The organism is Streptomyces sp. Je 1-4 4N24, assembly GCF_026239515.1.
GTDB lineage: Bacteria > Actinomycetota > Actinomycetes > Streptomycetales > Streptomycetaceae > Streptomyces > Streptomyces nigrescens.
On record NZ_CP110836.1, the window covers coordinates 4,286,224 to 4,310,711 of the forward strand.

The 24,488-nt window shown below is 70.0% G+C and carries 23 protein-coding genes; 14 read left to right on the top strand and 9 right to left on the bottom strand.

Annotated elements, in window-relative coordinates:
• Positions 1-42: 42 nt before the first annotated feature.
• On the top strand, positions 43-492 hold the full coding sequence (locus SLV14N_RS18435; protein ID WP_263270221.1) for a DoxX family protein: 450 nt from the start codon (positions 43-45) through the stop codon (positions 490-492).
• Positions 493-563: 71 nt separating this feature from the next.
• Positions 564-695, top strand: a complete 132-nt coding sequence (locus SLV14N_RS18440) for a hypothetical protein (RefSeq protein WP_259670397.1) — start codon at positions 564-566, stop codon at positions 693-695.
• A 26-nt stretch (positions 696-721) separates the two neighbouring features.
• Here the strand turns inward: SLV14N_RS18440 and SLV14N_RS18445 are convergent, their stop codons facing one another.
• The 3 genes from SLV14N_RS18445 to SLV14N_RS18455 all read right to left on the bottom strand — a co-directional run bounded on the left by SLV14N_RS18445 (position 722) and on the right by SLV14N_RS18455 (position 2,747).
• A complete protein-coding gene (locus tag SLV14N_RS18445) occupies positions 722-937 on the bottom strand; it encodes a hypothetical protein (RefSeq protein WP_208682029.1) in 216 nt (71 codons plus the stop codon).
• A gap of 71 nt (positions 938-1,008) precedes the next feature.
• On the bottom strand, positions 1,009-1,809 hold the full coding sequence (locus SLV14N_RS18450; RefSeq protein WP_263270222.1) for an ABC transporter permease: 801 nt from the start codon (positions 1,807-1,809) through the stop codon (positions 1,009-1,011).
• A complete protein-coding gene (locus SLV14N_RS18455) occupies positions 1,806-2,747 on the bottom strand; it encodes an ABC transporter ATP-binding protein (RefSeq protein ID WP_208682033.1) in 942 nt (313 codons plus the stop codon). Before SLV14N_RS18455 ends, SLV14N_RS18450 begins: the two co-directional genes overlap by 4 nt.
• Before the next feature lie 77 nt (positions 2,748-2,824).
• Between SLV14N_RS18455 and SLV14N_RS18460 the strand changes: the two genes are divergently transcribed.
• Positions 2,825-4,090, top strand: a complete 1,266-nt coding sequence (locus SLV14N_RS18460; protein ID WP_263270223.1) for a sensor histidine kinase — start codon at positions 2,825-2,827, stop codon at positions 4,088-4,090.
• A gap of 2 nt (positions 4,091-4,092) precedes the next feature.
• Complete coding sequence (locus SLV14N_RS18465) at positions 4,093-4,707, top strand: response regulator transcription factor (RefSeq protein ID WP_259670398.1); 615 nt, start codon at positions 4,093-4,095, stop codon at positions 4,705-4,707.
• A 61-nt stretch (positions 4,708-4,768) separates the two neighbouring features.
• Here SLV14N_RS18465 and SLV14N_RS18470 read toward each other — a convergent pair whose 3' ends face one another.
• Both SLV14N_RS18470 and SLV14N_RS18475 read right to left on the bottom strand, forming a co-directional pair.
• Positions 4,769-5,617, bottom strand: coding sequence for a bifunctional 2-polyprenyl-6-hydroxyphenol methylase/3-demethylubiquinol 3-O-methyltransferase UbiG (locus tag SLV14N_RS18470; protein ID WP_263270224.1), 849 nt, complete (start codon positions 5,615-5,617; stop codon positions 4,769-4,771).
• A 118-nt stretch (positions 5,618-5,735) separates the two neighbouring features.
• A complete protein-coding gene (locus tag SLV14N_RS18475; protein WP_167540533.1) occupies positions 5,736-5,873 on the bottom strand; it encodes a hypothetical protein in 138 nt (45 codons plus the stop codon).
• Between the two features lie 462 nt (positions 5,874-6,335).
• Between SLV14N_RS18475 and SLV14N_RS18480 the strand changes: the two genes are divergently transcribed.
• The 7 genes from SLV14N_RS18480 to SLV14N_RS18510 all read left to right on the top strand — a co-directional run bounded on the left by SLV14N_RS18480 (position 6,336) and on the right by SLV14N_RS18510 (position 13,315).
• Positions 6,336-7,043, top strand: a complete 708-nt coding sequence (locus SLV14N_RS18480) for a hypothetical protein (protein WP_208682039.1) — start codon at positions 6,336-6,338, stop codon at positions 7,041-7,043.
• On the top strand, positions 7,040-8,089 hold the full coding sequence (locus tag SLV14N_RS18485; protein WP_208682041.1) for a TOMM precursor leader peptide-binding protein: 1,050 nt from the start codon (positions 7,040-7,042) through the stop codon (positions 8,087-8,089). Before SLV14N_RS18480 ends, SLV14N_RS18485 begins: the two co-directional genes overlap by 4 nt.
• Positions 8,086-9,486, top strand: coding sequence for a YcaO-like family protein (locus tag SLV14N_RS18490; protein ID WP_263270225.1), 1,401 nt, complete (start codon positions 8,086-8,088; stop codon positions 9,484-9,486). The genes SLV14N_RS18485 and SLV14N_RS18490 overlap by 4 nt, the downstream gene beginning before the upstream one ends.
• Before the next feature lie 13 nt (positions 9,487-9,499).
• Entirely contained in the window at positions 9,500-10,354 is an 855-nt protein-coding gene (locus SLV14N_RS18495) for a SagB/ThcOx family dehydrogenase (RefSeq protein ID WP_263270226.1), read from the top strand.
• Positions 10,351-11,106, top strand: coding sequence for a CPBP family intramembrane glutamic endopeptidase (locus SLV14N_RS18500; protein ID WP_263270227.1), 756 nt, complete (start codon positions 10,351-10,353; stop codon positions 11,104-11,106). The genes SLV14N_RS18495 and SLV14N_RS18500 overlap by 4 nt, the downstream gene beginning before the upstream one ends.
• Positions 11,107-11,897: 791 nt before the next feature.
• Complete coding sequence (locus SLV14N_RS18505; RefSeq protein WP_263270228.1) at positions 11,898-12,653, top strand: trans-aconitate 2-methyltransferase; 756 nt, start codon at positions 11,898-11,900, stop codon at positions 12,651-12,653.
• Entirely contained in the window at positions 12,650-13,315 is a 666-nt protein-coding gene (locus SLV14N_RS18510) for a response regulator transcription factor (RefSeq protein WP_208682050.1), read from the top strand. The genes SLV14N_RS18505 and SLV14N_RS18510 overlap by 4 nt, the downstream gene beginning before the upstream one ends.
• A 112-nt stretch (positions 13,316-13,427) precedes the next feature.
• On the opposite strand, the gene SLV14N_RS18515 is transcribed toward SLV14N_RS18510, so the two are convergent.
• Positions 13,428-14,708: an LCP family protein gene (locus tag SLV14N_RS18515; RefSeq protein WP_208682052.1), complete on the bottom strand. Its 1,281-nt coding sequence runs from the start codon at positions 14,706-14,708 to the stop codon at positions 13,428-13,430.
• Positions 14,709-14,888: 180 nt separating this feature from the next.
• Positions 14,889-16,985: a bifunctional polysaccharide deacetylase/glycosyltransferase family 2 protein gene (locus SLV14N_RS18520; protein WP_263270229.1), complete on the bottom strand. Its 2,097-nt coding sequence runs from the start codon at positions 16,983-16,985 to the stop codon at positions 14,889-14,891.
• A 604-nt stretch (positions 16,986-17,589) separates the two neighbouring features.
• On the opposite strand from SLV14N_RS18520, the gene SLV14N_RS18525 reads away from it, so the two are divergent.
• Together SLV14N_RS18525 and SLV14N_RS18530 are read left to right on the top strand one after the other, a co-directional pair.
• Positions 17,590-18,369, top strand: coding sequence for a TetR/AcrR family transcriptional regulator (locus SLV14N_RS18525; protein ID WP_208682056.1), 780 nt, complete (start codon positions 17,590-17,592; stop codon positions 18,367-18,369).
• Between the two features lie 274 nt (positions 18,370-18,643).
• Complete coding sequence (locus SLV14N_RS18530) at positions 18,644-19,936, top strand: cytochrome P450 (protein ID WP_208682058.1); 1,293 nt, start codon at positions 18,644-18,646, stop codon at positions 19,934-19,936.
• A 221-nt stretch (positions 19,937-20,157) separates the two neighbouring features.
• Here SLV14N_RS18530 and SLV14N_RS18535 read toward each other — a convergent pair whose 3' ends face one another.
• Both SLV14N_RS18535 and SLV14N_RS18540 read right to left on the bottom strand, forming a co-directional pair.
• Entirely contained in the window at positions 20,158-21,231 is a 1,074-nt protein-coding gene (locus SLV14N_RS18535) for a hypothetical protein (protein ID WP_259670399.1), read from the bottom strand.
• Positions 21,232-21,558: 327 nt separating this feature from the next.
• Complete coding sequence (locus SLV14N_RS18540) at positions 21,559-22,392, bottom strand: class I SAM-dependent methyltransferase (RefSeq protein ID WP_263270230.1); 834 nt, start codon at positions 22,390-22,392, stop codon at positions 21,559-21,561.
• 246 nt (positions 22,393-22,638) lie between these two features.
• On the opposite strand from SLV14N_RS18540, the gene SLV14N_RS18545 reads away from it, so the two are divergent.
• Positions 22,639-24,465 carry a prolyl oligopeptidase family serine peptidase gene (locus tag SLV14N_RS18545; RefSeq protein ID WP_263273209.1) on the top strand — a complete coding sequence of 609 codons (1,827 nt, stop codon included), beginning with the start codon at positions 22,639-22,641 and terminating at the stop codon, positions 24,463-24,465.
• Positions 24,466-24,488 lie beyond the last annotated feature (23 nt).

Here is a 24,488-nt window from a genome sequence, read left to right on the forward strand (position 1 = left end):
ACTGACGCATCGTCAGTTCAGCTTCGAAGTCGAGGGGACAGCATGCAGACGATCTGGCTCAGCGGTGCCGAATGGTGCGCCGTCCTCCGTATCGGCCTCGGGCTGTGGTGGCTGGAGAGCTGGCGCCACAAGGACAAGAGGACCTGGTTCACCGGCGGCGGCATCACCTGGGCAGCCGGCATCGCGGCCGAACACCGGTGGCCCGCCGTCCGCAAGAGCTTCGACCGCTTCGTGAAGCCCCACCCCCGCCTGATGGCGTACCTCGTCGCCTACGCGGAACTGGCCCTCGGCCTCGGACTGATCGTGGGCTTCCTGACGCCGATAGCCCTGGCCGCCGGGGCGGTGCTCAACCTGATCTACCTCGCGCTGATGATCCACGACTGGGCGGAGCAGGGTCAGAACCTGATGATGACGCTGATCTCCGTCGCCGCACTGTTCGCCATGAGCTGGCAGACCTGGTCGCTCGACGGGGCCTGGGGGCTGTTTCTGTAGCCGGGCCGGCAGCGGGCCCGCACTTATACGATCGCCCGGTCCTTTTGAGGAGTGCGTGGACTGGGGGGCGCATGGATGCCGGAGAGCAATGGGCAACAATCGCCGCGGTGTTGCTGGGTTCGATTTCCACGCACCTGACCACTTACGCGATGGAACGGCAGCGCAAGAAGCACGAACTGGTGACGCGCTGGGACGCCGGGTGACTGGTGGGGGCTCCGGCAGTTCCTCATCAGCGGCCGGAGCGGGCGACGATCAGGTAGATCACCAGGCCTATGGCCAGGCCCATCCCTGTCGCGGCCGCGGCGACGGAATAGCTGCCCGAGAATCCGTAGGCCGCCCAGCCTCCCAGGAGGCTCATGACGAGGGCGACCGCTGCCCCGACCGCGGCATCCTTGGCTGACGAGGGCTGCTTCTTCCTGTTCTTCGTGTCCTTCATGTTCTGCACGGGGATCGAACTCCTCTTTCGTTCCTGGGGATGGTGATCGGGCCACGGGCCCTCCATGCCCTCCCACGGGGTCATCGGCGGCGCCGCGGCACCCAGCGAAAGCGGGTGGCGACCAGAGTGAGCGCCGCGGCCGTCCAGACGCCGGTGGCCAGGGCCGTCTCACCGAGATCGGATACGGTCGCCGCACCCTCGTAGCCGGCGACCGCCGCGTCGATTCCGGAGCCGAAGGGCAGGAAGGCGGCCAGCTGCCGGACCCACTCGGGGGAAGCGTCCAGCGGGAAGAAGCCGCCGGAGACCATCAGCAGCGGCAGTGCCAGGGCGTTGGCGATCGGGCCGGCCGCGTTCTCCCCAGGGATCAGGACGGTGAGCGCGAGTCCAAGAGCGCTGCCCGCCATGGCGAGCATCAGCACGGCCGCCACCACGGTCATCGGCTGCTCGGGCACCACTGCGTGCACCGCGGCGGCGTACGCGGCGAGCAGGAGCACGCCTCCCAACGAGAGCAGTCCCGAGGCGCCGACCCGGCTGCCGAGCAGTGCCGAACGGTGCACCGGCAGCAGCTGAAGGCGTTTGAGCAGGCCGTACTCCCGCAGGTAGACCAGCGTGATCGCGATGTTGGAGAGGGTGCCGCTGACGACTGCGATCGCCATGGTGGCCGGGGCGTAGTAGACCGCCGTGTCGTCTCCCCTCGCCCCGATCAGGGTGAAGGTGATCAGGAAGATCAGCGGAAGGCCGAGCGAGAAGAAGGCCGCCGCAGGATTGCGCGCCTGTGCCAGAAGGTCGTAGCGGAGCTGGCGTCCGAAGGTGCGCACCGCACCGGGCACGGCGTCGGCGCTCTGCTCCTTCCGGTTACGGGCGGGGACGTGCCGGCTCATCGGGGCGCCACCTCCAGGCCGCGCAGCAGGTCGAGGTAGACGTCCTCGAAGGTGGGCGTCCGCACTGCGAGGTCCAGCAGGCCGAAGCCTTCGCGGGACGCCGCCGCGGAGAGCCGCTGCACAGTCTCCGCGGGATCGTGCGTGGTGATGGTCCACCGCCCCGTCGGAGCGTCGTACTCCGCCTCGTTCAGCGCGGGTGGCCGTGCACCGCCGGTGAGTTCCGGCGCGAGGAACCCGACCCGGGCGGGCAGCCCGCTCCGCTCGCGCAGTCCGGCGACGGTCCCCTCCCGTCTCACGCGCCCCTGCACCAGGATCACCACCCGGTCGGCCAGGGCCTCCACCTCTTCGAGCAGGTGGGTGGTGAGCAGCATCGCGACGCCATCGGTGCGTAATGAGCGCAGCATCTCCCACAGGTCCCGGCGGGCCTGGGCGTCCAGCCCGGTCGTCGGCTCGTCCAGGAAGACGAGTTCGGGCCGGCCGATCAGGGCCATGGCGATGTCCAGCCGGCGGCGCTCGCCACCCGACAACTTGGCGACCCTGCGGCGGTGCAGGCCCTCCAGGCCCACCGCCGCCAGCACGTCCTGTACCGGCAGGGGATCGGGGTAGTACCCCCGGGACATGGCGGTGAACTCACCCACGGTCAGTTCGCTCTCGATCCGGCAGTCCTGCAGCACGGCTCCGATGCGGGCACGCCAGTGACCGGGGGCCCGCCACGGATCGCGACCCAGCACCTCGATGCGCCCGCTCTGCGGCCGTTGGAATCCCTCAAGGCACTCGACGAGGGAGGTCTTGCCGGCCCCGTTCGGGCCCAGCAGCGCCACCACCTCGCCCTCGGCCACCGTCAGGCCGGCATCGGCCAGCACCGTAACGCCCGCACGGGACAGGCCGATGCCTTCCGCACTGAGCACCGCCTCCCGGGAAGCCCGTTCCTGTCTCATGCAGTTCAGCCTGGCGCCGGCACGAAGACGCGGACACCACCGTTCGGCTGAGCACGCCTCCACCTATCGGTGGAGGGGTGTCCGTACCTTCCGCGCGGATAATGGGGCTCTACGCCCAGCGATCCGAGGAGGGCAGCCGCGCCGTGCCGGAGTCCAACAGCCCGCCCTCCACGGCCGCTTCCGATGTCTGGCAGTTCCGCCCCGCCGTGTGGTCCGTGCTGTGGGTGTGTACGGCTTCCCTCTCCGCCGGGGCCCTGGCCGCCTTTCCACCGAGCGGTGTGCTCCGGACCTGGGCTGCGGCAGGTGTGCTCTGCGCGGCGCTCTTATGGCATGCGCTGCTGGCGCGACGCCTGGTGAGGCGTCACCGGGACGGTGGTGGGCAGGGAACGGAGCGCGCCGCCGTGCTGCTCATCGTTCTGTGGTGTGCGGCGCTCGCCACGGCGCCGGTGGTCTGGCTGGGCACGGCGCCGGTCTCGCTGCTGCTGTATTCGACGGCACGGACCGCGGTCGCCCATGTGGGGTCGGCGCTTTTCGCGCTCTCCGGCGGCCTGGCCATCCTGCTGTCCGCACCCGGCCTCCCGGTCGGCTCACGGCTGGTTCTCGCCGCCACGGCCGCGGGATACAGCCATGCCCTTGGCTGGTGGATCGCCCGTATCGTGGCGGAATCGCACGACCGCAAGGGCCTGCTGACCCGGCTGGAGGAAACACAGTCCGAACTCGTGGAGGCGGGCCACAGAAACGGGGTGCTGACCGAGCGGCAGCGGCTTGCCCGGGAGATCCACGACACCCTCACCCAGGGCTTCGGCAGTATCCGGATGCTGTTGGAGGCCGTCGAGGCCGAACTCGCCACCGACCCCGAGAAGGCCGTGGCACACATCCGGCTGGCCCGCCGCACGGCCGAGGACAACCATCGCCAGGCCAGGGCCCTGGTCATGGAGGGGGTCTCGGAAGGCCTGGAGTCGACGCTGCCCAAGGCCCTCGAACGTCTCCTGGACGGAACCTGGGGGTGCGAGGCCCGGCTCCGGATACGCGGCAGACCACGCGCGGTCCCGGTCACACGGGAGGTCACACTCCTGCGGGCAGCGCAGGAGTCCGTCGCCAATGTGCACAAGCACGCGCGGGCGACATCGGTCGAGCTCACACTGGAGTACCGCCCGGACCGAGTGGTACTGACCGTGGCCGATGACGGGGTCGGGTTCGACCAGTCGGCAAGTCCCGGAACAGGACTGGGAATCGTGGGCATGCGGGAACGGATCGCCGGGACAGGGGGAGAGGTACTGCTGTGGAGCGGACCGGGGAAGGGAACAACGGTGACGGTGAGCGTCCCCGACCGATCCGCGTGATCGTGGCGGACGACCACACCGTGGTACGCCAGGGCATCGTGGCGCTGCTGTCCCTGGAGTCCGACATCGAGATCGTGGGCGAGGCCCAGGACGGTACGTCCGTGGTCAGCGCGACGACAGCGTTGCGTCCCGATGTCGTGCTGATGGATCTGCGCATGCCCGGCGGTGGGGGCATCGCCGCCACCAGAAAGATCAGCTCGCTGGTGCCGGACTGCCGCGTCCTGGTGCTGACGACCTATGACAACGACGCATCGATCGTCGGTGCCATCGAGGCGGGCGCCATCGGCTATCTGCTGAAGTCGACCTCCACACCCGAACTCGTGGCAGGGGTACGCTCCGCCGCCGTGGGACGCTCCGTGATCACCCCCGCGGTCACCCTGCAGATGGCACGGCGGCGCAGCGGTACGGCCACCTCCTCCCCGACCCCGCGCGAAATCGAGATCCTCGCCCTCGTCGCCCAGGGGCGGACCAACGCCCGCATCGCCGAACAACTGGGCATCGGCGAAGCCACCGTCAAGACCCACCTGCTCAGCGCCTTCCGAAAACTCGGCGTATCGGACCGCACGGAAGCCGTCATGGCGGCGCTGTCGGCGGGGCTGATCAGCTTGCCGGGCTGACGAGCCGGGCCGTGGGCAACGCGGATCCGTGGGCGACGCGGGCTCGTGCACCCCGCCGCAGCTACCGGATGGCGGCTACCGTGGCCATGGAGTCGGCCCACCAGTACGTGCAGTCGACGGGCGGCTCCAGGCCGGAGACCACACCGACCCGGAAGCTGCTGAAGTGGCGCAGTAGCGCACGCTGGTGGCGGCGGCTGAGCGAGTCGATCTCCATCGTGTAGTAGCTCAGGGTGCCACCCGGCCGCAGATGTCCGGCAGCGGCGGGCAGGAAGTGTTCGATGTAGGCGGCGTCACGGACGACATACTGGTCGTATTCGTGCTCATCCGCGGGGTAGGTGTCGAACAGGATTCCGTCGAAGGTGCCGAGTGAGTCGATGACGTCCTGCCAGCGGCCCTGGACGACACGCGTCGTTGCACTCCTTTCGCCCGCCCACTTCCGCGCCGCCTCCGCCACCTCGGGGTTGGCCTCGATGACGGTGTGCGAGGCGACCCCTTCCTCCTGGAGCAGGGATGCCGAGATTCCCATGCCGAAGCCCACTTCGAGAACATGGCCGTGCGAGCCGGCAGCGAGCCTGCTGAGTTCGGCCATGAGGGGGCGCTCCCAGCTCTGCATGACCTGTTGCCCGGCGATCACCAGCTGTTCTTCGTCCCGGTGTGCCACCGCACCGGCCAGGTTCGCGGCGATGCCCGGCCGCCGGTCACCTGCCACCCCTCGCTCGGACACTGCGTGCAGTTCCTCGAAGTCGTCGATGGCATCGTCGAGGAAACGGCGCATCACGAACTGCCGCAGGTCCGGATGGAGACGGGCCAGGTAGCCCGGATCTGTCCGGGTGATCTCCAGGTCCAGAAGCCCGGAGCGCTGCCCGGTGCGGGCGGCGGAGTACGGTCGCAATGCTGGTGTCTCGGTCACTGGCGCATCCTCACCTGCGGTCGGAACGGTACGGTCCGGTGCTCGGGGTCGCCCCGGGCACCGGACCACAGGAGGTGCGGGCCCGGACCGGCCGGTCCGGGCCCGCACGTCGGCTGCGTCAGCCGGTGCAGCAGCAGGTACAGGTGCTGGATGAACTGCAACGAGCCGCGGTCGGCTCGAAGTAGCTCGACTCCTCACCGTGGAAAGAGAGTTCGATCTCTTCCACATCGCCGGCCATCTCAAGAACCTTGATCATGAATTCCCCCTGATGTGTTGTCGGAGAGTACGGCTGGGACTGCCGCGCAAAGAGCATCGGATGTTTCCTCGGCCCGGCTCAAGGGGGACCCCCGGATGATTATGGGCGTCCACCCATCGGTTTACCTCCGCCCTCTCCGCCGGCGATAGCCGTTCTCTTCGCACCCTGGCTCGGGGCGCCTTCGCAGGCCGCAGGGCCTGGCCTTGGGCCCCGACTGCCGGTTCACGGGATGAAATGCGGCGTCATCTGATCGACGGACAGGGGAATTCAGTTGATCGGATGTCCTCGCCCGGACAAAAACAGCGCAAAACTCTTGTCATGCGTACAGAAACATCCGGAACTCCCGCACCTTTGCGGTTGTTGTTCATCGGTGGCCGACCCGCGTTACGCAGGGCCTTGGAGGCCACATCCCGGGCGGTCTTGGTCAGCGATCCTGCCGAAGCCAACTGTGCACTGGTGGACGTGGCGTCCCTGACCCCGACCGCACACGCCGAGGCGTGCCGCTATCCGCTCGCCCCGTCCCTTCCGCTGATCATCACCTCGGCCCTAGGGGCCGACACCGCCGCGGACAGCAACCCCTACCTGGCCGAAGTTGCCCGCGCCGAGAGCACGGCGGCCCAGGCCCACGCGGACCACTGCGTCCTGCGCTGCGCTCCGATGGACGTGGACCTCGTCCAGGTCGCTCGGCAGATCGAGGACTTTTCCACCGTCTACGGCTGCTTCTCCGGTGGCCGAGTGCCCTGGCTGGCCGTCGAGGATCTCCTCGACATCGCCGCGGTGGTGGCCGCCGAGCCGGCACGACGCGCCGGCCGGGTCTACGAGATCACCGGCCACGAGTCCGTGACGGTGGCGACAGCCGTCGATCGGCTGGCCTCGGCCCTGGGGTCCCGGGCCGACTACCACGTGCTCGAGCCCGCCCAGCTCGTCGACGCCCTGTGCGTGAGCGTCGGATGGAGCCTGGACGTGGCCCTGCGGGTGCCCCACCACCAGCAGTGGATCGGTACCGAGCATCCGACGAGCCCGCTCGTCCAACGGGCTCTCGGCCGCCCGCCGCGCCTCCTTGAGGCATGCATCGCACACGCAGCAGCGTCCGTCGCCGGACCCGCGCCGGAGCCAGGCCCCGGCACCGCCGACAAGCTCGCCGCCCCGACGAAAGGAACACGCTCATGAGTCCCCAGGACGGCATCGCCGTCGCCGTCAACCCCGGCGTGAAGGTCGAAGTGACCGAGGACGCGGTCCTGATCAGGCAGGGAGACCACGTCGCCCGCCTCGTCGGCGGACGGCTACCGGCCTTCACCGAGGCCCTGCTGACCGTGCTCTCCGACGGGAGGCGCACCCTGGATGTCGGTTCCGACATCGACGACACCCGCAGGCTGGCACTCGAATCCGTGCTGACACAGATGACCGAAGCCGGCCTGCTCCACCGCGACGAGGCCGCCGACGACCTTCATGACGTCCCGCCCGCGGCCGTCGGCATGTGGCTGCGAGTACTGCGCAATGTCCCGCTGCGCACGGTGCAGACCCGCCTCGAACAGGCAACGGCCACCGTCCTGGGCCGGGGGTTGCTCGCCGAACGCCTGGTGACATCCCTGCGCGACGCCGGTGTGCGGACCGAGACCGCTGCCGTACCGGACGCCGTACCGGAGACGACCGACCACGTCCGCGACGTGGTGATCGTCGCCGGAGAGAGCGAGAGCGACCCCGTCCTGGGCGAGTGGAACACCCAGGCGCTCAAGAGCGGACGCACCTGGCTTCCGGTCATTCCCTTCGACGGACGGCGTGCCCTGGTGGGGCCGTGGACGCTGCCCTCCGAGTCGGCATGCTTCGCGTGCTACCGGCTGCGCCGCGCGGCGTCCTTCCCCGACCGGGCCCTGATCGACGACATCCTGGCCGCCCGTCCCGTACGCGACGGCGGAGAGCGCGCGGCCCTGTGGCCCGGGCTGACCACCATGCAGGTAGGGCTGGTCGTCGAGCGGGTCGTGGAGTGGTTCGGACTCACCGACACCAACGCCGGTCTTGCCACCCCCGGCGGGCTGCACACTCTGGAGATGACCTCCAGCGGGCTCCGGCTGGACACCCACCGCCTGTTCCGGGTGCCGCGCTGCCCCGAGTGCTCACCGGCCCGTGACCGGGGCTATCCCATGATCTGGTTCCATCCCGACGCCGGCGTGCCCCTGCACCGCCACGACGACACGGATGGAGGGCGGCGGAGTTGACGACCACTGCAGATCACCTCGCCACCTCCCGCGTACGGGACGGGCTCCCTGAGGGAGAAGGGCCGGAGTGGACCCCCGCAGCGGAGTCCGAGCGCCTGCTCAAGCCCCTGCTGTCCGAAGTCGTGGGCGTGGCAACCCGGTTGTACCGCCAGATGCACGACGTCGACGACGCCTTCGCTTTCGCCGTGGGCGCCCGCGCCTGCCAGTCCGAGCACCTCGTGGGCGAGCCCTGCGCCCAGGCGGCCGGCGGCGGCGGCCTCGAAGAACGCTCCGCCACCCTTTCGGCCATCGCGGAGACCGTAGAGCGGTACAGCGCCGTTTACTGGTGGGAGCAGGCCATGGTCCAGGCGACCTGGTCGGAGCTGACCGCCAGGGGCGAACCGGCCGTCTCTCCTGAGCAACTGAGGCTGTTCACCGACGCGCAGTACGCCGACCCGGAGTTTCCGTTCACTCGGTTCACCGAGGACACCCGCATCAGCTGGGTACGGGGCACCGATCTGCGGGACGGGAGCGCCACCTGGCTCCCGGCCGTTCTCGTGTTCCTGTCCGGGCCGCACCGGGAGACGGCCGAACGCATCTCCAACAGCACGAGCAACGGGCTGGCCGCCGGCTGTACCTGGGACGAAGCTCTCTGCTCGGGACTGCTGGAACTCGTCGAACGCGACGGGTTCAGCACCGTGTGGCACAACCGGCTGAGCATGCCGCTCATCGACCCCGACAGTGACCCCGAGGTCAAGGCGTTCTTCGACCGCCATGTCCGGCCGGCCGGACTGGATGTCTCCCTGGTCGACCTGAGTCGCTTCTGTGACGTTCCCGCCGTGCTGACCGTCGTGCGCAACCGTGTCACCGACATCAGCCCGATCGCGGTCGGCGGTGCTGCGGCCGGCACTCCGCAGCGGGCGATCGTCAAATCGGTCATCGAGGCGTTCCAGACCCGGGTGTGGATGCGGGCCGAGCAGCGCGAGGGCAACCTCCTGCCCCCGGACACCGACTTCGCGGCCGAGGTGCATCGCTTCGACGACCATGTGCGCCTCTATGCCGGGCCAGGGCTGGAGCACGAGACGGAGTTCCTGGACGCGAGCGCGGAGCGGGTGGCCGTCGCGGACCTGCCCGTACTGCCCGACCACCGTCCGCGCGCCCTGGCTCGCGCCGTCCTGGAACGGCTCCAGCGCCAGGGCATCGACGTGTATCTCGCCGACGCCACCAGCCCCGACGTCTATGACGCCGGCCTCATCGTGGCTCGGGTCTTCGCTCCCGCGCTGGTCCCGCTCGACTCCTCCTTCCGGGCGCGGTTCATCGGACCACCGCGCCTGCGCTCACGACCGGTCGAACTGGGCCTGTTGGACGGACCGTTGACCGACACCGAGCTGAACCCCTTCCCGCACCCCTATCCCTGAGCCGGAGGCGACCATGCCCGAAACAGAGAACCTGCACGGGGCGAACCTCATCGACGCCGTCTACGGTGAGTCGCCTCCCCCGCTCGATGACCCCATGGAGTGCTACTTCGAAGCCTCCAAGCTTCACCTCCGAGCACTGAGCTGGGATGTCCCTGGTGGCGTCGCCCTCGACAAATCGGAGGAACTGCGGCTGTTGACGCAGCGCGCCGCCCGCCTCAACCCCAGCCGCTCGCTCATACCCCTGCCGGACCCGGCGCCGCTGCAGGCAGATCTCGCCGACGCCATCGACGCCCGGCGCAGCTCCGAGGCCTTCGGCGCCGGCGAACTGCCGCTGCCCGTACTCTCCGGGATGCTGGAGCGCTCGTATCGGGTCCGCCTGGTCCAGGGGTGGCCCCGCCGCCCCGTCCCCTCGGGGGGTGCTCTCTACCCCCTCGACCTCTACGTGATCGCCCAGCGTGTGGAGGGCCTGCGACCCGGGCTGCACCACTACGACCCGTTCCGCCACGGCCTCACCTGGCTGCGGGAGGTCGACCATGAGGCACTCCACCTGGCAACGCTCCAGCCCGAGATGGCAGGCGACGCGGCGGCCATGCTCGTCATCGGTGCCTCCTTCTGGCGCTCCCGGTTCAAGTACGGCCAGCGCTCCCTGCGGTTCTGCCTGCTGGAGGCCGGTCACCTGGGGCAGAACCTGCTGCTCCTGGGGACCGCCTACGGGCTCGCCTCCCGCCCGATCGGCGGCTTCCTGGACGACGACTTCACGGCCGACATGGACTACGACGGGGTGAATGAGTCCCCGCTCTACGTCGTACTGCTCGGCCCGCCTGCCGGCGAGGGCACCGCAGACCGTCCCGGGCCGCCGACGGCATGACCGCCGCCCTGCTCCCCGCCACGGCGGGGAGCGTCCTGGCCCTCGCTGCTCTCGCCGCGCACACCGCCGTTCCGTGGCTGCTTCGGCACCTGCGCTCCCGCAACCGGCTGCGTCACTACGACAGGGCAACGATGCTGCTCGCGCTCTGCGCGGCGCTCGCCATCGGTGCCGGCCCGACGGCCTTCACCGTTCCATGGGGAGCAGCGGAGTCCCCCGCGGACGCGGCGTGGCCGGTCTCCCTCATGGCCTGGCCATCATGGGAACCGGCCATCCTGGTGGCGGCCGTCGCGGCGGGAGTCGCGCTCCCGTGGGCGGCCGCGCGGTGCACCGGGCGGCCCCTGAGGCGCCGTCACGGCAGGCCCCGTGCAGGCCGTCGTGAGCGCGCGGTGGAGGGCGCACACCTGGCGGGGTGCGCCCTGGGGGAGGAGCTTCTGTGGCGCATGGCCGGGCCGGTGGCGCTGACCGCGCTGGGGATCCCGCTCCTGTCAGCGATCGCGCTGTGCCTGGTCGCCTTCTGTCTTCTCCACCCGCCGAACTCCGGATGGCGCTCCCTGCCGTACGTGGCTGTCACCGCGATGCTCTTCACGGTCGCCGCGGCGACCGGCGGTCTGCCGGCGGCGGCCCTCGCGCATATCGCGCACAACGCGGTCCTGGCCGTCGCGGCTCCGGTACGGCGCGACGTCCGGAGGCGGGGAACCTCCGGGCCCGTGGAGGAGGTCCCGCGCCTGCCCGCTCCGGGCGGCTGGGACTGAACGGTGGCACAGGACGCCGGCCTCGAGCTGGTGAGCGAATCTCTGGCCGGAAGGACCCGCAACCGCGAAGGGACCGATCTAGCATAGGGACAAGTCATGACCGGGGTGTGTTTCTGCCTGGCCACCTGTGTTCCCGCGCCGTTCTCGTGGCCCGGGTGAGCGATTCCATGCCTGACTCCATGGAGTCCAGGACACGGGTGAAGAGCAGAAGACGTCAATTCGCCTGGCAGCGAGGAGAACTGACGGTGATTCGGGTGTCGGGGGGCGCAGACGGGGCGACGAGCTTGCGTGGGGGCCCAGGGACTGCGTCCTGCGCCCAAGCGCCCGGTCACGAATCTTCGTGAGCCCGGCGCCGGCTACGGCGCTGCGACAGGACTGCTGTAACGGGGGAGGGCGGTCGTACGCGTGAACGGGACAGATCTTCGTGCCGGTGACGGCGCCACGGGGCCGGCAGGTGTCCCCCGCCGCCCACGAGGCCGGCCGCGGTGTCGTCGGACGTCCCACCCGTCTGCGTACGGCTTCCGTGCCCCGGGCGTTCCGTCCGTCGCACACACCACGATGCAACGCACGGACAGTGGCTTCCGTCTTTCCCCGTGCCCACCCGTCCTCTGTTGGACCGACGACCACCGCCTTCAGAACTCGGGCAAGGAGCCCTCCGGTTCCCGTGCCCCTGTCTCGATCTCGAGGAGTCCGACATCAACGAGCGGAACTTAGTCCATCGGACGTTACGCGCCGGGGAAGGGAAGCGGGACCAGGCAAGGAAATGGTTCGAGCACCCTTCGATGGCGGCCGTGAGCACGTGCTACGACGACCGGGAGACGGAGCTGTCCCGCGCTCTCTGTGTGGAGGTGGGACTGGTCCTGGGAGAACACCCGCCCTCCCGTGTTCTCGATGTGGGCTGCGGCACCGGGGGGAGCCTCGCAAGGATCCGTCAGCACCTACCCGATGCCGAGCTGGTCGGCATTGACCCCAGCGAGACCGCGGTACGGTCCGCCCGCCGCCTTCTGGGTCCCGGCCGAAGAATTCATGTCCACGCTGTTGCCGCCGAAGACCTGGCGGCCCCGGCGGACCACCGCTTCGGCCGTTTCGACCTGATCCTGGTCCACCTGAGCCTGGCACTGATGCGCGATCCCTTCACCGTCGTACACACCCTGGCCGGGATGCTGACACCGGGAGGCCATTGCTACGTCGTCGATCTCCTGCGCCCCGAGGACTGGGACTGCCGGACGGTCCCCGCTGCACTCGGTGCTCAAGACGCCTCCGAACAGGCCTATCTGCGCGACCAGCTCGCCGCGTCCATGTCCCTGCCGGAACTCCGCGCTCTGGCGTCCGAGGTCGAACGCCAGATGCTTGACGTCCGGTCCGAGGTGTACCAGGGCGGGCTCGGCGGGCACGGCCCCGGCACCCCGCAAGCCCGGCGGATATGGGCGCGGGCTCCGCGTATCGGCGGCCTGCTCGCCTCCGCCGGCGCCCGTCCCGGCTCCGGCGCGCAGATGAACACCGTTGCCCATCTCGTGCTTCGCCGGAACGGCGGGGGCGAGCGATGAACGTTCCGCAGGCCGCGGGGATCAGGGTGGCCATCATCGCCTCGCACCCCATCACCGTCGCCGGCCTGGCCTCGGTCGTCGACATCCGCCCCGACATGACGGTGGTCGCCACCGCGCCCACTGTGGCGGAGGGCCTGACGGACATCCTGCGCGCCGAGCCCGACGCCGTGATCGCCGAACTGACGCCCGGCTGCGGCGGTTCGCACATCCCCGACCTGGTCGATGCCCTCCGGCGGCAGGGCGGCAAGGCAGCCGTCATCGCCCTCGCCGAGGACCCGGGGCAGGTCGTCACCGCCCTCAAGGCGGGTGCCCGCGGCTTCCTGCTCAGGGATTGCTCGACGGACGAGATCGTGACCGGTGTCGGCCAGGTGGTGCACGGTGCGGTCCCCGTCTCGCCACGCACCCTGCCCCACCTCGTCTCCGAGGTCGTGTCTCCTACGACGCCACCCGCGCTTTCGCAGCGCGAGCGTGAGGTCCTCGAACTTGTCGCCCGCGGCCAGTCCAACTCCAGGATCGCCGCGTCCCTGCATGTCTCGGAGGCGACCGTCAAAACTCACATGCGCCGCATGTTCCACAAACTTGAGGTGAACGACCGCGCCTCCGCCGTCGCCGTCGCCCTCTCCAAGGGTCTGCTGGCGCTGCATGAGGACCAAAGCGCATGAAGCGAACGTGGCGCCCGCGGGGCCGAGGGCATGGGTGACAGAGGGCTTCTGGCCCGTGTGGCCGCCGGGTTCCCTCGCCCGCCCCCATCCGGCCGCCCCCTGCCGGATGCGCTCACTTCTTCGCCCCCACCGTCACCGGACGGTCGTTGTTCAGTTCGGTGAAGAGTTGGTTTGCGAGGCGCGGGTTCCACTTCACGGCGCTGCCCTTGGGGGTTTGGAGGGCGAGGTTCGATACGGGGACGGTGAGGCGCTTGCCGTCGCCTGCCGTGACGGCCTTCATCGCCTTGAAGAGCGCGGTGAGGTTCGGCAGGCCGGTGTCCTTGTCCACGATGAGGGTGCCGAGACCCGCGCTCATGGTCGGGTAGACGGTGGACGGGTCGAGCAGGACGCCGGGGGTGGCGGCCTTCTTTGCGAGCGCGGCCAGGAACTTCTGCTGGTTCTCGCCGCGGCCCAGGTCGCCCTTGGCCTCCTGGTGGCGCTGGCGGACGAAGGCGAGTGCCGTACGGCCGTCGAGGGTGTGGCAGCCCTTCTTCAGGTCCGCGCCCGACTTCTCGTCCTTGATGTCCCGGTCCAGGCACATCGGCACACCGCCGACCGCGTTCACGATGCCGACGAAGCCGGCGAAGCCGATCTCCGTGTAGTGGTCGATGTGCACGCCGGTGTTGTGCTCGATGGTCCGGACGAGCAGGTCGGGGCCGCCGAACGAGAACGCCGCGTTGAGTTTGTTCTTCGTCGCGCGGTAGTGCTTGCCGGTCTCGGGGCGGATGTGTGCCGGGATGGTCACCCATGAGTCACGCGGCAGGCTCACCATCGTCGTTCCGTGTTCACCTGTGTGCAGCAGGATCATCGAGTCGGTGCGGCGCCCGGCGTCGGCCGAGCCGCCGGTGTGCAGATTCTTCCTGGCGCGGTCGGAGAGGCCCACCCGGCTGTCGGAGCCCACGATCAGATAGTTGGTTCCCCCGCCGGACGACGGGCGGTCCGCGATCTTGCCCAGGTCGACCTCGCGGTTGAGCTCGGTGTCGGCCCAGACGTAGGTGCCCGCGGAGCCGAGGCCCAGCACGGTGGCCAGGACGATCAGCGCCCGCGTGATCCGGCGGCGCCGGCTGGGAGGGCCCGCGGCGCGCCTGCCGCGGCCGGGGTTGCCGCCGCCGGGGCCGGTAGGGCCGGTGCGGACCGCGGGGCGCCCGTTGCCGGTGTGACCGTTTAAACGGGGTGGGGGTACCGGCACCGGCGCCTGTGGGGCGGCGCCAGGCGCGTCGAAGTGCGGTGGCCGTGCCTGGTGTACCTGAGGCGGATGGTCGGCCGGGCGCCATATCTGCCCGCTGATGTGCTCCGCCTGCGCTTCGCCGCCGCGCCAGTTCCCGTCGAGCGGCCCCTCCAGCCAATCAGTCATGCGCGGCAGTCTGCATGCTCATGCGCTCTTCACCAAATGGTGCGCAGATCTGCACAAGCGAATGGGGTGAATGCGGGGAATGCGCGGTCTGGCGGCGGGTGGGGAGCGCCCGGCCGCGCCCCTGAGGGGGTCCGTCCGGTTCTGAACCGGGCGGGCCCCCTGAGGGCGTACCGACGACGGTCATCTCGACGGCAAACTCTCGTACGCGACCGGCTGGCCGATGTGCTGCGCGGCGGTGCCGGAGCGGTGCATACGCTGCCACTTCAGCCTGGTGCCGAGCAGGAAGGCCACCACGGACTGGATGACCACCAGGTACATCAGCTGCCGGTAGACGAAGAGCTGGAACGGCATCGCCCACAGCGTTCGCACCGGCTCGCCGTCGAGCCGCAGGGCGTATCCGGCGCAGGCCAGCTGGAGGGCGAGGAAGCCGACCCATACTCCGGCCGCGAGCACCGGACCCTGGAAGAGCGCCCCGTAGAGGGCGAAGACGTCGACGATCGGTGCAAGCAGCGGCAGGGCGACCTGGAAGAGCATGAGGTAGCTCAGTCCGCGGCGTCCGAAGCGGCCGGCCGGGCCCATCTCGACCACGGCACGGCGGTGCTTCCACATGGCCTGGAGCGTCCCGTAGCACCAGCGGTACCGCTGTCGCCACAGCTGGCTCAGCGAGGTGGGCACTTCGGTCCAGGCGATCGCGGACTCCTCGTAGACCACCCGCCAGCCCGCCCGCCACAGGGCCATGGTGAGGTCGGTGTCCTCGGCGAGGGTCTCTTCGCTGACCCCGCCGACGCCCATCAGCGCGTCCCGGCGGAAGGCGCCGATGGCGCCGGGGACCGTCGGCATGCACTCCAGCACCTCGAACATCCGCCGGTCGAGGTTGAAGCCGAAGACGTACTCCAGGTGCTGCCATCTGCCCAGCAGGCGGCGCCGGTTGCCGACCTTGGTGTTTCCGCTGACCGCGCCCACGGCCGGGTGCGCGAGCGGCTGGACGAGTTGGTAGATGGCGTCCGGCTCGAAGACGGTGTCGGCGTCGACCATGACCACGATGTCGTACCGCGCATGGGCCAGACCGGTGTTGAGGGCGGCCGCCTTGCCCGAATTGGGCTGGCGGATCACCTCCACGCGGGGGTCGTTGATCCAGGTCGCGATGTCCGCCGTGTCGTCCGTCGATCCGTCGTCGATCACGATGATCTGCAGATACGGGTGTGTGGAGGCGAGCAGCGAACGGACGGTGGACTCGATGCCCGCGGCTTCGTTGTAGGCGGGGACCAGGACCGTCACCGGGTCGACGACCTCGCGCAGCCGGGGGGAGCCCGGACGGAACCGCACCAGCCGCCGGACATGGGCGCGGGCGAAGAAGACGAGCGAGGCCAGCCGGAGCACTCCCAGACCGCCGGCGATGCCCAGCACCCAGGCCATCCCGCTCACGAACGCATGCCCGAGGGCCTTGGTCCACACCAGCGCCTTGCCCAGCCAGCGCTCATGGACGGGCGCCGGCGCATCGGCCGCGGGCAGCCCGGCCCCCCAGGTCACCGTGGTGAATTTGTCGATTCTGGGGTTTTTGAGCAGCTTTTTGGTGTCGCTGTAGGCGACATCGTTCTGGCTGAACTGCCGGATCACGCCCTGCGACGGCTTACGGAACCACCGGTCGGCGGCCACCAGCGTGTAGCCGTCCGCGCCGGCCCGCTGGGCCGCCTTCCACTCGCCGCCGCACATCGTGTCCACCGCGGTGGTCTGCGGCAGCCTCAGCAGGTTGGTCTGAATGCCCGCCGTGCCGGCCAGCACCTTCTGTGTCAGCTCCAGCTCCAGCCCCGCCCGGAAGTCCGATGCCGAGCCCATGACCGCGCCGGTGTAGGTGTTCGAGCCGATGTCATGACCCTCGGCCTGGATCCGCCGCACCAGGTCCGGGTGCTGGGCTGCCTGGGCGCCGCGCAGGAAGAAGGTGGCCTTCGCATGATGCTTGCGCAGCAGATCGAGCAGACGTGGCGTCCATACGGGGTCGGGGCCCCCGTCATAGGTGAGCGCCACGTTACGGGCGGGCATCCCGGCGGATTTCACCTTGTCACCGTTGAGGCGCACCACCGGGCCGCCCTTGTCCACCGCGCTCGGCACCGGTGTGGTGCAGTCGCGCCGGGTCTTCGCGGCGTCGACCTCGTGCGTGGTCCAGCCCTCGAAGAGCAGGGCGCTGAAGGCGAGGGGCAGGATGAGGATCAGCAGCAGCCAGTGACCGCGCGGGTCACGGGACTGCGCGTGCCGGGCACGGTTCGAGCGGCGCCTCACGTGACGCCCGGGGTGACCTCGGTCACGGTCTGGGCGGGGTGTCTGCGGAGGGCTGCGCCGGCGGCTGCCACCGAGGCCGCCGCGGCGCGCGTGAGGAGCGTCGGGACGCCGTCGGCAGCCGCGGCGGACGCCCGGCAGGGGGCGCCTCCGGCAGCGGCGACCGAGTTCCGCAGCACCTTTTCGTGCCGGACGGAAGGATCGGCACATGACTGGGAAACACGTATTTTCTGCCGTTTTGCGTTCCGGCTGGCCTCACACATGGTCGGCGAGTGTACTCATCACCGATCTCGGGTAGCGGCCTGCTCCCAAGATCCCTTGTCTGGGTGACAAGGCTTCGGACCGGCGGTCCGCCCCCTGCACCCCGGGAGCGTTTGCCCAGGTCAGACGGTTAACACTGGTGAACTTTGCCCAGTATTGCGGCCTCCGCAACGCGGCGTTCAGCCGGCTCGGCCTGAGAGTGTTCTAACACCTGGCCTCGCCTGGGCGCCTTGATCGCCGTCCCGGCCGGTGACTGAAAACACCCTTATCCCCTGACTCCGTCCGACCTAACTTTGACTGTGTGACCGGATTCGAAATCTGGTCATGGAGTCGAGGGGGGCAAGGCGTGGAACGAGAGCAACGCGCTGACCGCATCCTGGACGCGGCAGGTGAGTTGCTGCTCGCCTGGGGTTACGGGCGAGTGACGATCGATGAGATCGCCCGCCGCGCCAAGGTCGGCAAGGGCACGGTTTATCTGCACTGGAAGACCAAGGACTCACTGCTCCTCGCCGTCGTGCTGAGGGCTCAATTCCGAATGCACCAGCGGCAGTTGACGCGTCTGCGGGAAGACCCGCTGGAGCTGCTGCCCAGCCGGATGATGCGCCGGCACTTCCTCGAATTCCATGCCGAACCGGTATTGCGCGCGCTCTACACCGATGACGCCGATATCCTCGGCCGGCTGACCGAGACCGCGAAGAAGGAGTTCGCGGAGCTGATGGTCCAGGGCGACCGGACTCTGCGTCGCCATCTGGAAGTGCTCCGTGCGCACGGTCTGGTCCGCCACGACACCGACGTACAACACCAGCAATACAGCTTGCTGGCGACGGCCACCGGCTTCTTCCTGTCCGAGGCACTGCTCGCCGACCGCGCGCCGGACAGCCTGGAAGTACGCGCCGAAATCCTCGCCCACACCCTCCGCAGCGCGTTGGAGGTGCCGGTCGGAGCCGGCTCGGACACCGGCCCTGACCTGGGCTCCGGCACCCGGCCGGACTCAGGTTCCGGACCGGACGCCGCTTCCGCCCGTCTCCGTGTCGCCGCGGCCGCGGCCGCTCCCGAAATCATCGCCGTCTACGAGCAATTCACCGAATTCTGCGCCCAGGAGACGCGCCGGCAGATACGCGACTGAAGCTGCGCAGTGGATTGCTGGGCGGCGGATCCGTGCGGTGCATGCGTACCGCTTCGGAGCCGCGCAAGGGGCTCCCTGGAAACGGCTTCATGACGCCGGCTCCACGGAGCGGAATCCCTCCCCTCCGACTCCACCCAACTGACTCCGCCTGACGGACATCCGGCCACGACTGCTCCTGCGCGTTCCGCGAAAGAAAAGAGCCACGTCCAAGCCCTGGCCCGGCCGGGTCCCACCCGGACCGCGGGCCGACTCCCAACCCGGAGGAGATCAAAAGATGTCGGCACTATCCAGCTCCCCGTTCGCCGCGCATGTCGGGAAACACCCGGGCGAGCCGAATGTGATGGACCCGGCGCTGATCGCCGATCCGTTCGGTGGTTATGGCGCACTGCGTGAACAAGGGCCGGTCGTACGGGGCCGGTTCATGGACGACTCACCCGTCTGGCTCGTGACGCGTTTCGAGGAGGTCCGCCAAGTCCTGCGCGACCAGCGGTTCCTGAACGATCCGACCGCCCCCTCCCTGGGGCGCTCGTTCGACGACAGCCCCACGGCCAGGCTGCTGGAGATGATGGGGCTGCCCGAGCATTTCCGGCCGTATCTGCTCGGTTCGATTCTGAACAACGACGCTCCCGACCACACCCGGCTGCGCCGTCTGGTGTCGCGCGCCTTCACGGCACGTAAGATCACCGACCTGCGGCCGCGGGTCGAGCAGATCACCGACGAGCTGCTGGCCCGGCTCCCCGAGCACGCCGAGGACGGCGTGGTCGACCTCATCAAGCACTTCGCCTACCCCCTGCCGATCACCGTCATCTGCGAGCTGGTCGGCATAGCCGAAGCGGATCGTCCGCAGTGGCGGAAGTGGGGTGCCGACCTCGTCTCGCTGCAGCCGGACCGGCTCAGCACCTCGTTCCCGGCGATGATCGAGCACATCCATGAGCTGATCCGCGAGCGGCGCGGCGCGCTCACCGACGATCTGCTCAGCGAGCTGATCCGTGCCCATGACGACGACGGCGGCCGGCTGAGCGACGTCGAGATGGTCACCATGATCCTCACGGTGGTGCTCGCCGGCCACGAGACCACCGCTCACCTCATAGGCAACGGCACGGCGGCGCTGCTCACCCACCCCGACCAGCTGCGGCTGCTCAAGGACGACCCGGCTCTGTTTCCCCGTGCCGTCCACGAGCTGCTGCGCTGGTGCGGACCGGTCCACCTGACCCAGCTGCGGTTTGCTTCCGAGGATGTCGACATCGCCGGGACGCGGATCCGCAAGGGCGACGCCGTACAACTGATCCTGGTATCGGCCAACTTCGACCCCCGCCACTACACCGACCCCGAACGTCTCGACCTGACCCGTCATCCCGCCGGCCACGCCGAGAACCATGTGGGCTTCGGCCACGGGATGCACTACTGCCTGGGCGCCACCCTCGCCAAACAGGAGGGCGAAGTCGCGTTCGCGAAGCTCTTCGCGCACTACCCGAAGGTGTCGCTGGCCGTCGCACCGGAAGAACTGGAGCGGACACCCCTGCCCGGCAGCTGGCGGCTCGACTCCCTGCCGCTGCGGTTGGGGTAACGCCCCGTACGGACAGCGCACGGCCGCCGCCCCGTACGGACGGCACACCGCCGCTCCGCCGTGCAGGCGCCGACAGGGACAAAGGGCCCGTGCAGGCGCCCACGCCGACGAGGGCCCGTGCAGGCGCCGCCGCGGACAAGGGCCCCGTGTGGAACGGTTCTCCGCACGGGGCCCCCGTCTGCTCCCGTCTGCCCCCACTACTTGCCGCCCGTCTGCCCCCGCTACTTGCCGTCGTCCACCGACGCCCGCCAGGTGACCTGCTCCGCGCCCTCCCCCTCGCCGGTGAAGACGACGGCGGCCGGGGCATCGCCCTTCGGCAGCAGGTGGATGGAGCACTCGGTGACCGTGCCGCCCGGCTTGACCATCTTGTGCGGGACGGCGTCGGGGCACTGGCCGACCCCGGGGCCGCCGATGTCGATCAGCGTCAGCTTCTGCACCGTCTGACCACCCGTGGTCCGCAGCGTCACCCCGTCGCTCATGCTGGGCAGCAGGTCGTACTTGCCGCTGTTCCGGTACTGCATCGTCACGTAGTACGGGACCAGCTTCTTCTCGTCCGCATCCAGGTCGAAGCGGCTCAGGTCGGCGCGGGAGCCGGCGCGCACGCCCTTCGGTGTGACGAGCAGCGGGACGGAACGGCTGCGGCTGTCCTCGGTGGTGCCGTCGGCGGGCTTGCCCGCGGGCAGCACTCCGTCGGACGCACCGCCCCTGCCGCCACCGACCTGCCAGATGAGGGTGTCACCGCCGTCGTCCTTGTACGAGACGGTCGCCGGCCGCTGGTCCTTCGGCAGCATGAAGATCCGGCAGGTCGCCGCCGTGGCACCGGCCGCCAGTTCGGCCGCGCCGCTCTCGCGGCACTCGGGCGGCAGGCCCGAGCCGGTGGCCATCGGATTGCTCCGGAACAGGGAGACCTGCTCGGCGGCCTGGCCGTCCGCCCCGCTGACGGAGAAGTTCCGCGCCGGGTCCACTTGGCTCAGCGTCTTCTTGCCGGTGTTGGTGTAGGAGAAGGTGAGGTAGTACGGCACCATCCCCTTGAGATCGTCGTCGAGTTGGATGTGCGCCAGGTCGGAGTCCGAACCCCGGGCCAGCCTGGTGGGCGTGATCCGCAGGCGGTGCTCCTTGTTGTCGGAGTCGGTCCAGGTGGCCGGGCGGGGTGTGGCCTTCACCGGCAGCGGCTTGGCGGGCGTGACGGCTTCCGACGCCCCCGGCTTCGCCTTGCCGGCGCCCGGACCGGCGCACCCCACGGTCAGCAGCACGAGCGCGCTGACGCTGACAGCGCCTGCAATACGTATGGGCATGCGCACGGTGAACCCCCGTTGTTGTGTACCGCGCGGTGCCGCACGCACCACGCGACCGTTGTCACGTCACTCGACGCGCGGACCGGCAGGGCCGGTGGGCCGGGGCGCTGCCGGTGAGCCGGGGCGGTGCCGGTGAGCCGAGGCCCGGCCGGGGCGCCATCGGGCCGGGCCGGTCCGAAGATTAGCCGCCCGGGGGTGGGCGGTCGGCGGCGGTCCCTGGCCCGTCCGGGGCGGGGTCGGGTCCGGGGGTCGGGGCGGCGTCAGGGCGGCGTCGGGGCGTACGACCGGAGCGTGGGCGGGTGGCCGGCGCCCGGCGCCCGGCCGTCATCAGCGCGGGCGGCCGGCCCTCAGCGAATACATGAGAGGGATGCGGGGGCGGTCGCCGGGGAAGCGGTGGTAACCGTCGTCGTCGCGGCGCAGCGCGGTGAACCGCTGGAACATCGTCATGTCGTGTTCGTGCAGGAAGTCGATGCGCAGACCGGTGGCGGCCAGGGCGGAGACGACGTCGCCGAGCGGATGCTGCCATTCGACGCTTCGGTTGTTGACCGTCGGTGCGCCGAAGTCCGTGTAGGAGCCGGGGAGTTCGTCCACCCATGCGTCACGGCTGAAGTAGTCGTGGACGATACGCGATCCGGTCTCGTCGTCCAAGACATCGCAGAGCGGATGGAATTCGGCGAGGTAGAGGAAGCCGCCGGGGGCGACGAGGGAGGCGGCGGTCTCGGCCCAGCGTGCCACGTCCGGGAGCCAGTTCAGGGCGCCGATGCCGGTGTAGACGATGTCGTACGCGGCGTCGGGGACGGCTTCGGCGGCGTCATAGACGTCGGCGGCGACGAACGACGCGCGGTCGGGGCCGTAGCCGAGCTCGGCGGCGAGTCCGCGGGCGGTTTCGATGGCCGGTTCGGAGAAGTCCAGGCCGACGACGCGGGCCGCACCGCGGTGGGCCCAGCAGAGGGTGTCCTGGCCGAAGTGGCACTGGAGGTGGAGGAGGGACCGGCCGGTGACGTCGCCGACCTCGGCGATCTCGAAGTCACGGAGCACGTCCCGGGCCCGGCGAAATCGGTCCTGGTCGTAATAATCACTCGCGATGTGGATGGGGACACGTTCGTCCCACCTCGCACGATTGGCCTCCCGCCAGTCCTCGGGGCCCGTAATTTTTCGCATTCGGCGAAGTTATCCACAGCCTTGTGGCCCTCGCCAACGGATTTTTTGCACCGGGCGCAGAATGGGCCCATGACTGACGAGACGACCCCAGCCCCAGGCCCCGACACCACCACTCCGCACCCTTCGACGACCGACACCCGGCACGCGGCCGGAACGAGGACGGGCGCGGCCGGCCCGATAGCGGGAGCGGAAAGGTCGGCGACGGGCGCGACAGGCTCGGCGGCCCCCGGTGGCATGGACGCCGCGATGCCGGACTGGGAGAAGCGCTTCCGCGCGCCGCGGATCGGGCTGCCGGACTGGGCCGAGGACGCCCCGGACCGTTCCCTGTTCGTCTCGAATGCGACCGGCACCTTCGAGCTCTATGCCTGGGACCGGGCCACCGGCGAGCAGCGGCAGGCCACGGACCGGCCGAACGGCACGACGGACGGGGTGCTGTCGCCGGACGGCCGGTGGATCTGGTGGTTCTCGGACACCGACGGCGATGAGTTCGGCGTCTGGATGCGGCAGCCGTTCGAGGGTGGCCCGGATGAGCCGGCGACCCCTGGTCTCACCCCCTCGTATCCGGGAGGGCTGGCGATCGGCCGGGACGGGACATCGGTCGTCGGGTGCTCGACGGACGAGGAGGGCTCGACGGTCCATGTCGTCCGGCCGGGGGAGCCGCCGGTCGAGATCTACCGGCACCGCGAGTCCGCGGGCGTCGGCGATCTCTCGCACGACGGCTCGCTGATCGTCCTTGAGCACACCGAGCACGGCGATGCGATGCACTCCGCGATCCGCGTCGTACGGCCCGACGGCTCCACGGTCGCGGAGCTGGACGACACCAAGGGCGGGACCGAGGAGCTGGGCCTGTCGGTGATGGGCTTCGCACCGGTGGACGGGGATTCCCGGCTGCTGGTCGGGCATCAGCGGCGGGGCCGCTGGGAGCCGATGATCTGGGACCCGCTGACCGGGGTGGAGACGGCCCTGGACATCAACCTTCCCGGAGATGTGGGTGCCGACTGGTATCCCGACGGGTCGGCGCTGCTGGTGGCGCACGAGTACCAGGCACGGAGCGAGCTGTGGCGCTATGAGCTGGGCACGCCGGACGGCAACGGCGCCCCGGCCGGTGCCGGTGCTGCGGCCGCCGCGGCCGGTGGTCAGCTGACCCGGGTCGAGACCCCGGCCGGCTCGGTCTCGGGCGCCACGGCGCGGCCCGACGGCACGGTGGAGTTCCTGTGGTCGTCGGCGGCCCAGCCCCCGGAGGTGCGGTCGACGAGCGGCGAGGTCGTGCTGGACCCGCCCGGCATGAAGGCGCCCGGGTCGGTGCCGGTGCAAGACATCTGGGTGGAGGGCCCCGGTGGCCGCATCCATGCGCTGGTGCAGCAGCCGGCGGGCGAAGGCCCCTTTCCGACGGTGTTCGACATACACGGCGGTCCGACCTGGCACGACAGCGACGCGTTCGCCTCGTCGCCCGCGGCCTGGGTGGACCACGGCTTCGCGGTCGTACGCGTCAACTACCGCGGCTCGACCGGCTACGGCCGCGCCTGGACGGATGCGCTCAAGCATCGCGTCGGGCTGATCGAGCTGGAGGACATCGCCGCGGTGCGCGAGTGGGCGGTCTCGTCCGGGCTGGCCGATCCGGAGCGGCTGGTGCTGGCGGGCGGCTCTTGGGGCGGCTATCTGACGCTGCTGGGGCTCGGTACCCAGCCGGACGCCTGGGCCGTGGGCCTGGCGGCGGTTCCGGTCGCGGACTACATCACGGCGTACAACGACGAGATGGAAGCCCTCAAGGCGTTGGACCGGACCCTGCTGGGCGGCACCCCTGAGGAGGTCCCGGAGCGCTTCGAGGCGTCGTCACCGCTGACGTATGTGGACGCGGTGAGGGCCCCGGTCTACATCTCGGCCGGCGTCAACGACCCACGCTGCCCGATCCAGCAGGTGGAGAACTATGTCCAGCGCCTGGAGGGCCGCGCCCATCCGCACGAGGTCTACCGCTACGACGCCGGGCACGGCTCCCTCGTGGTGGAGGAGCGCATCAAGCAGGTCCGCCTGGAACTCGACTTCGCCCAGCGGTATGTGATCGAGAGGAGCTAGGGATTCGGCGAGGGGGAGGGGAG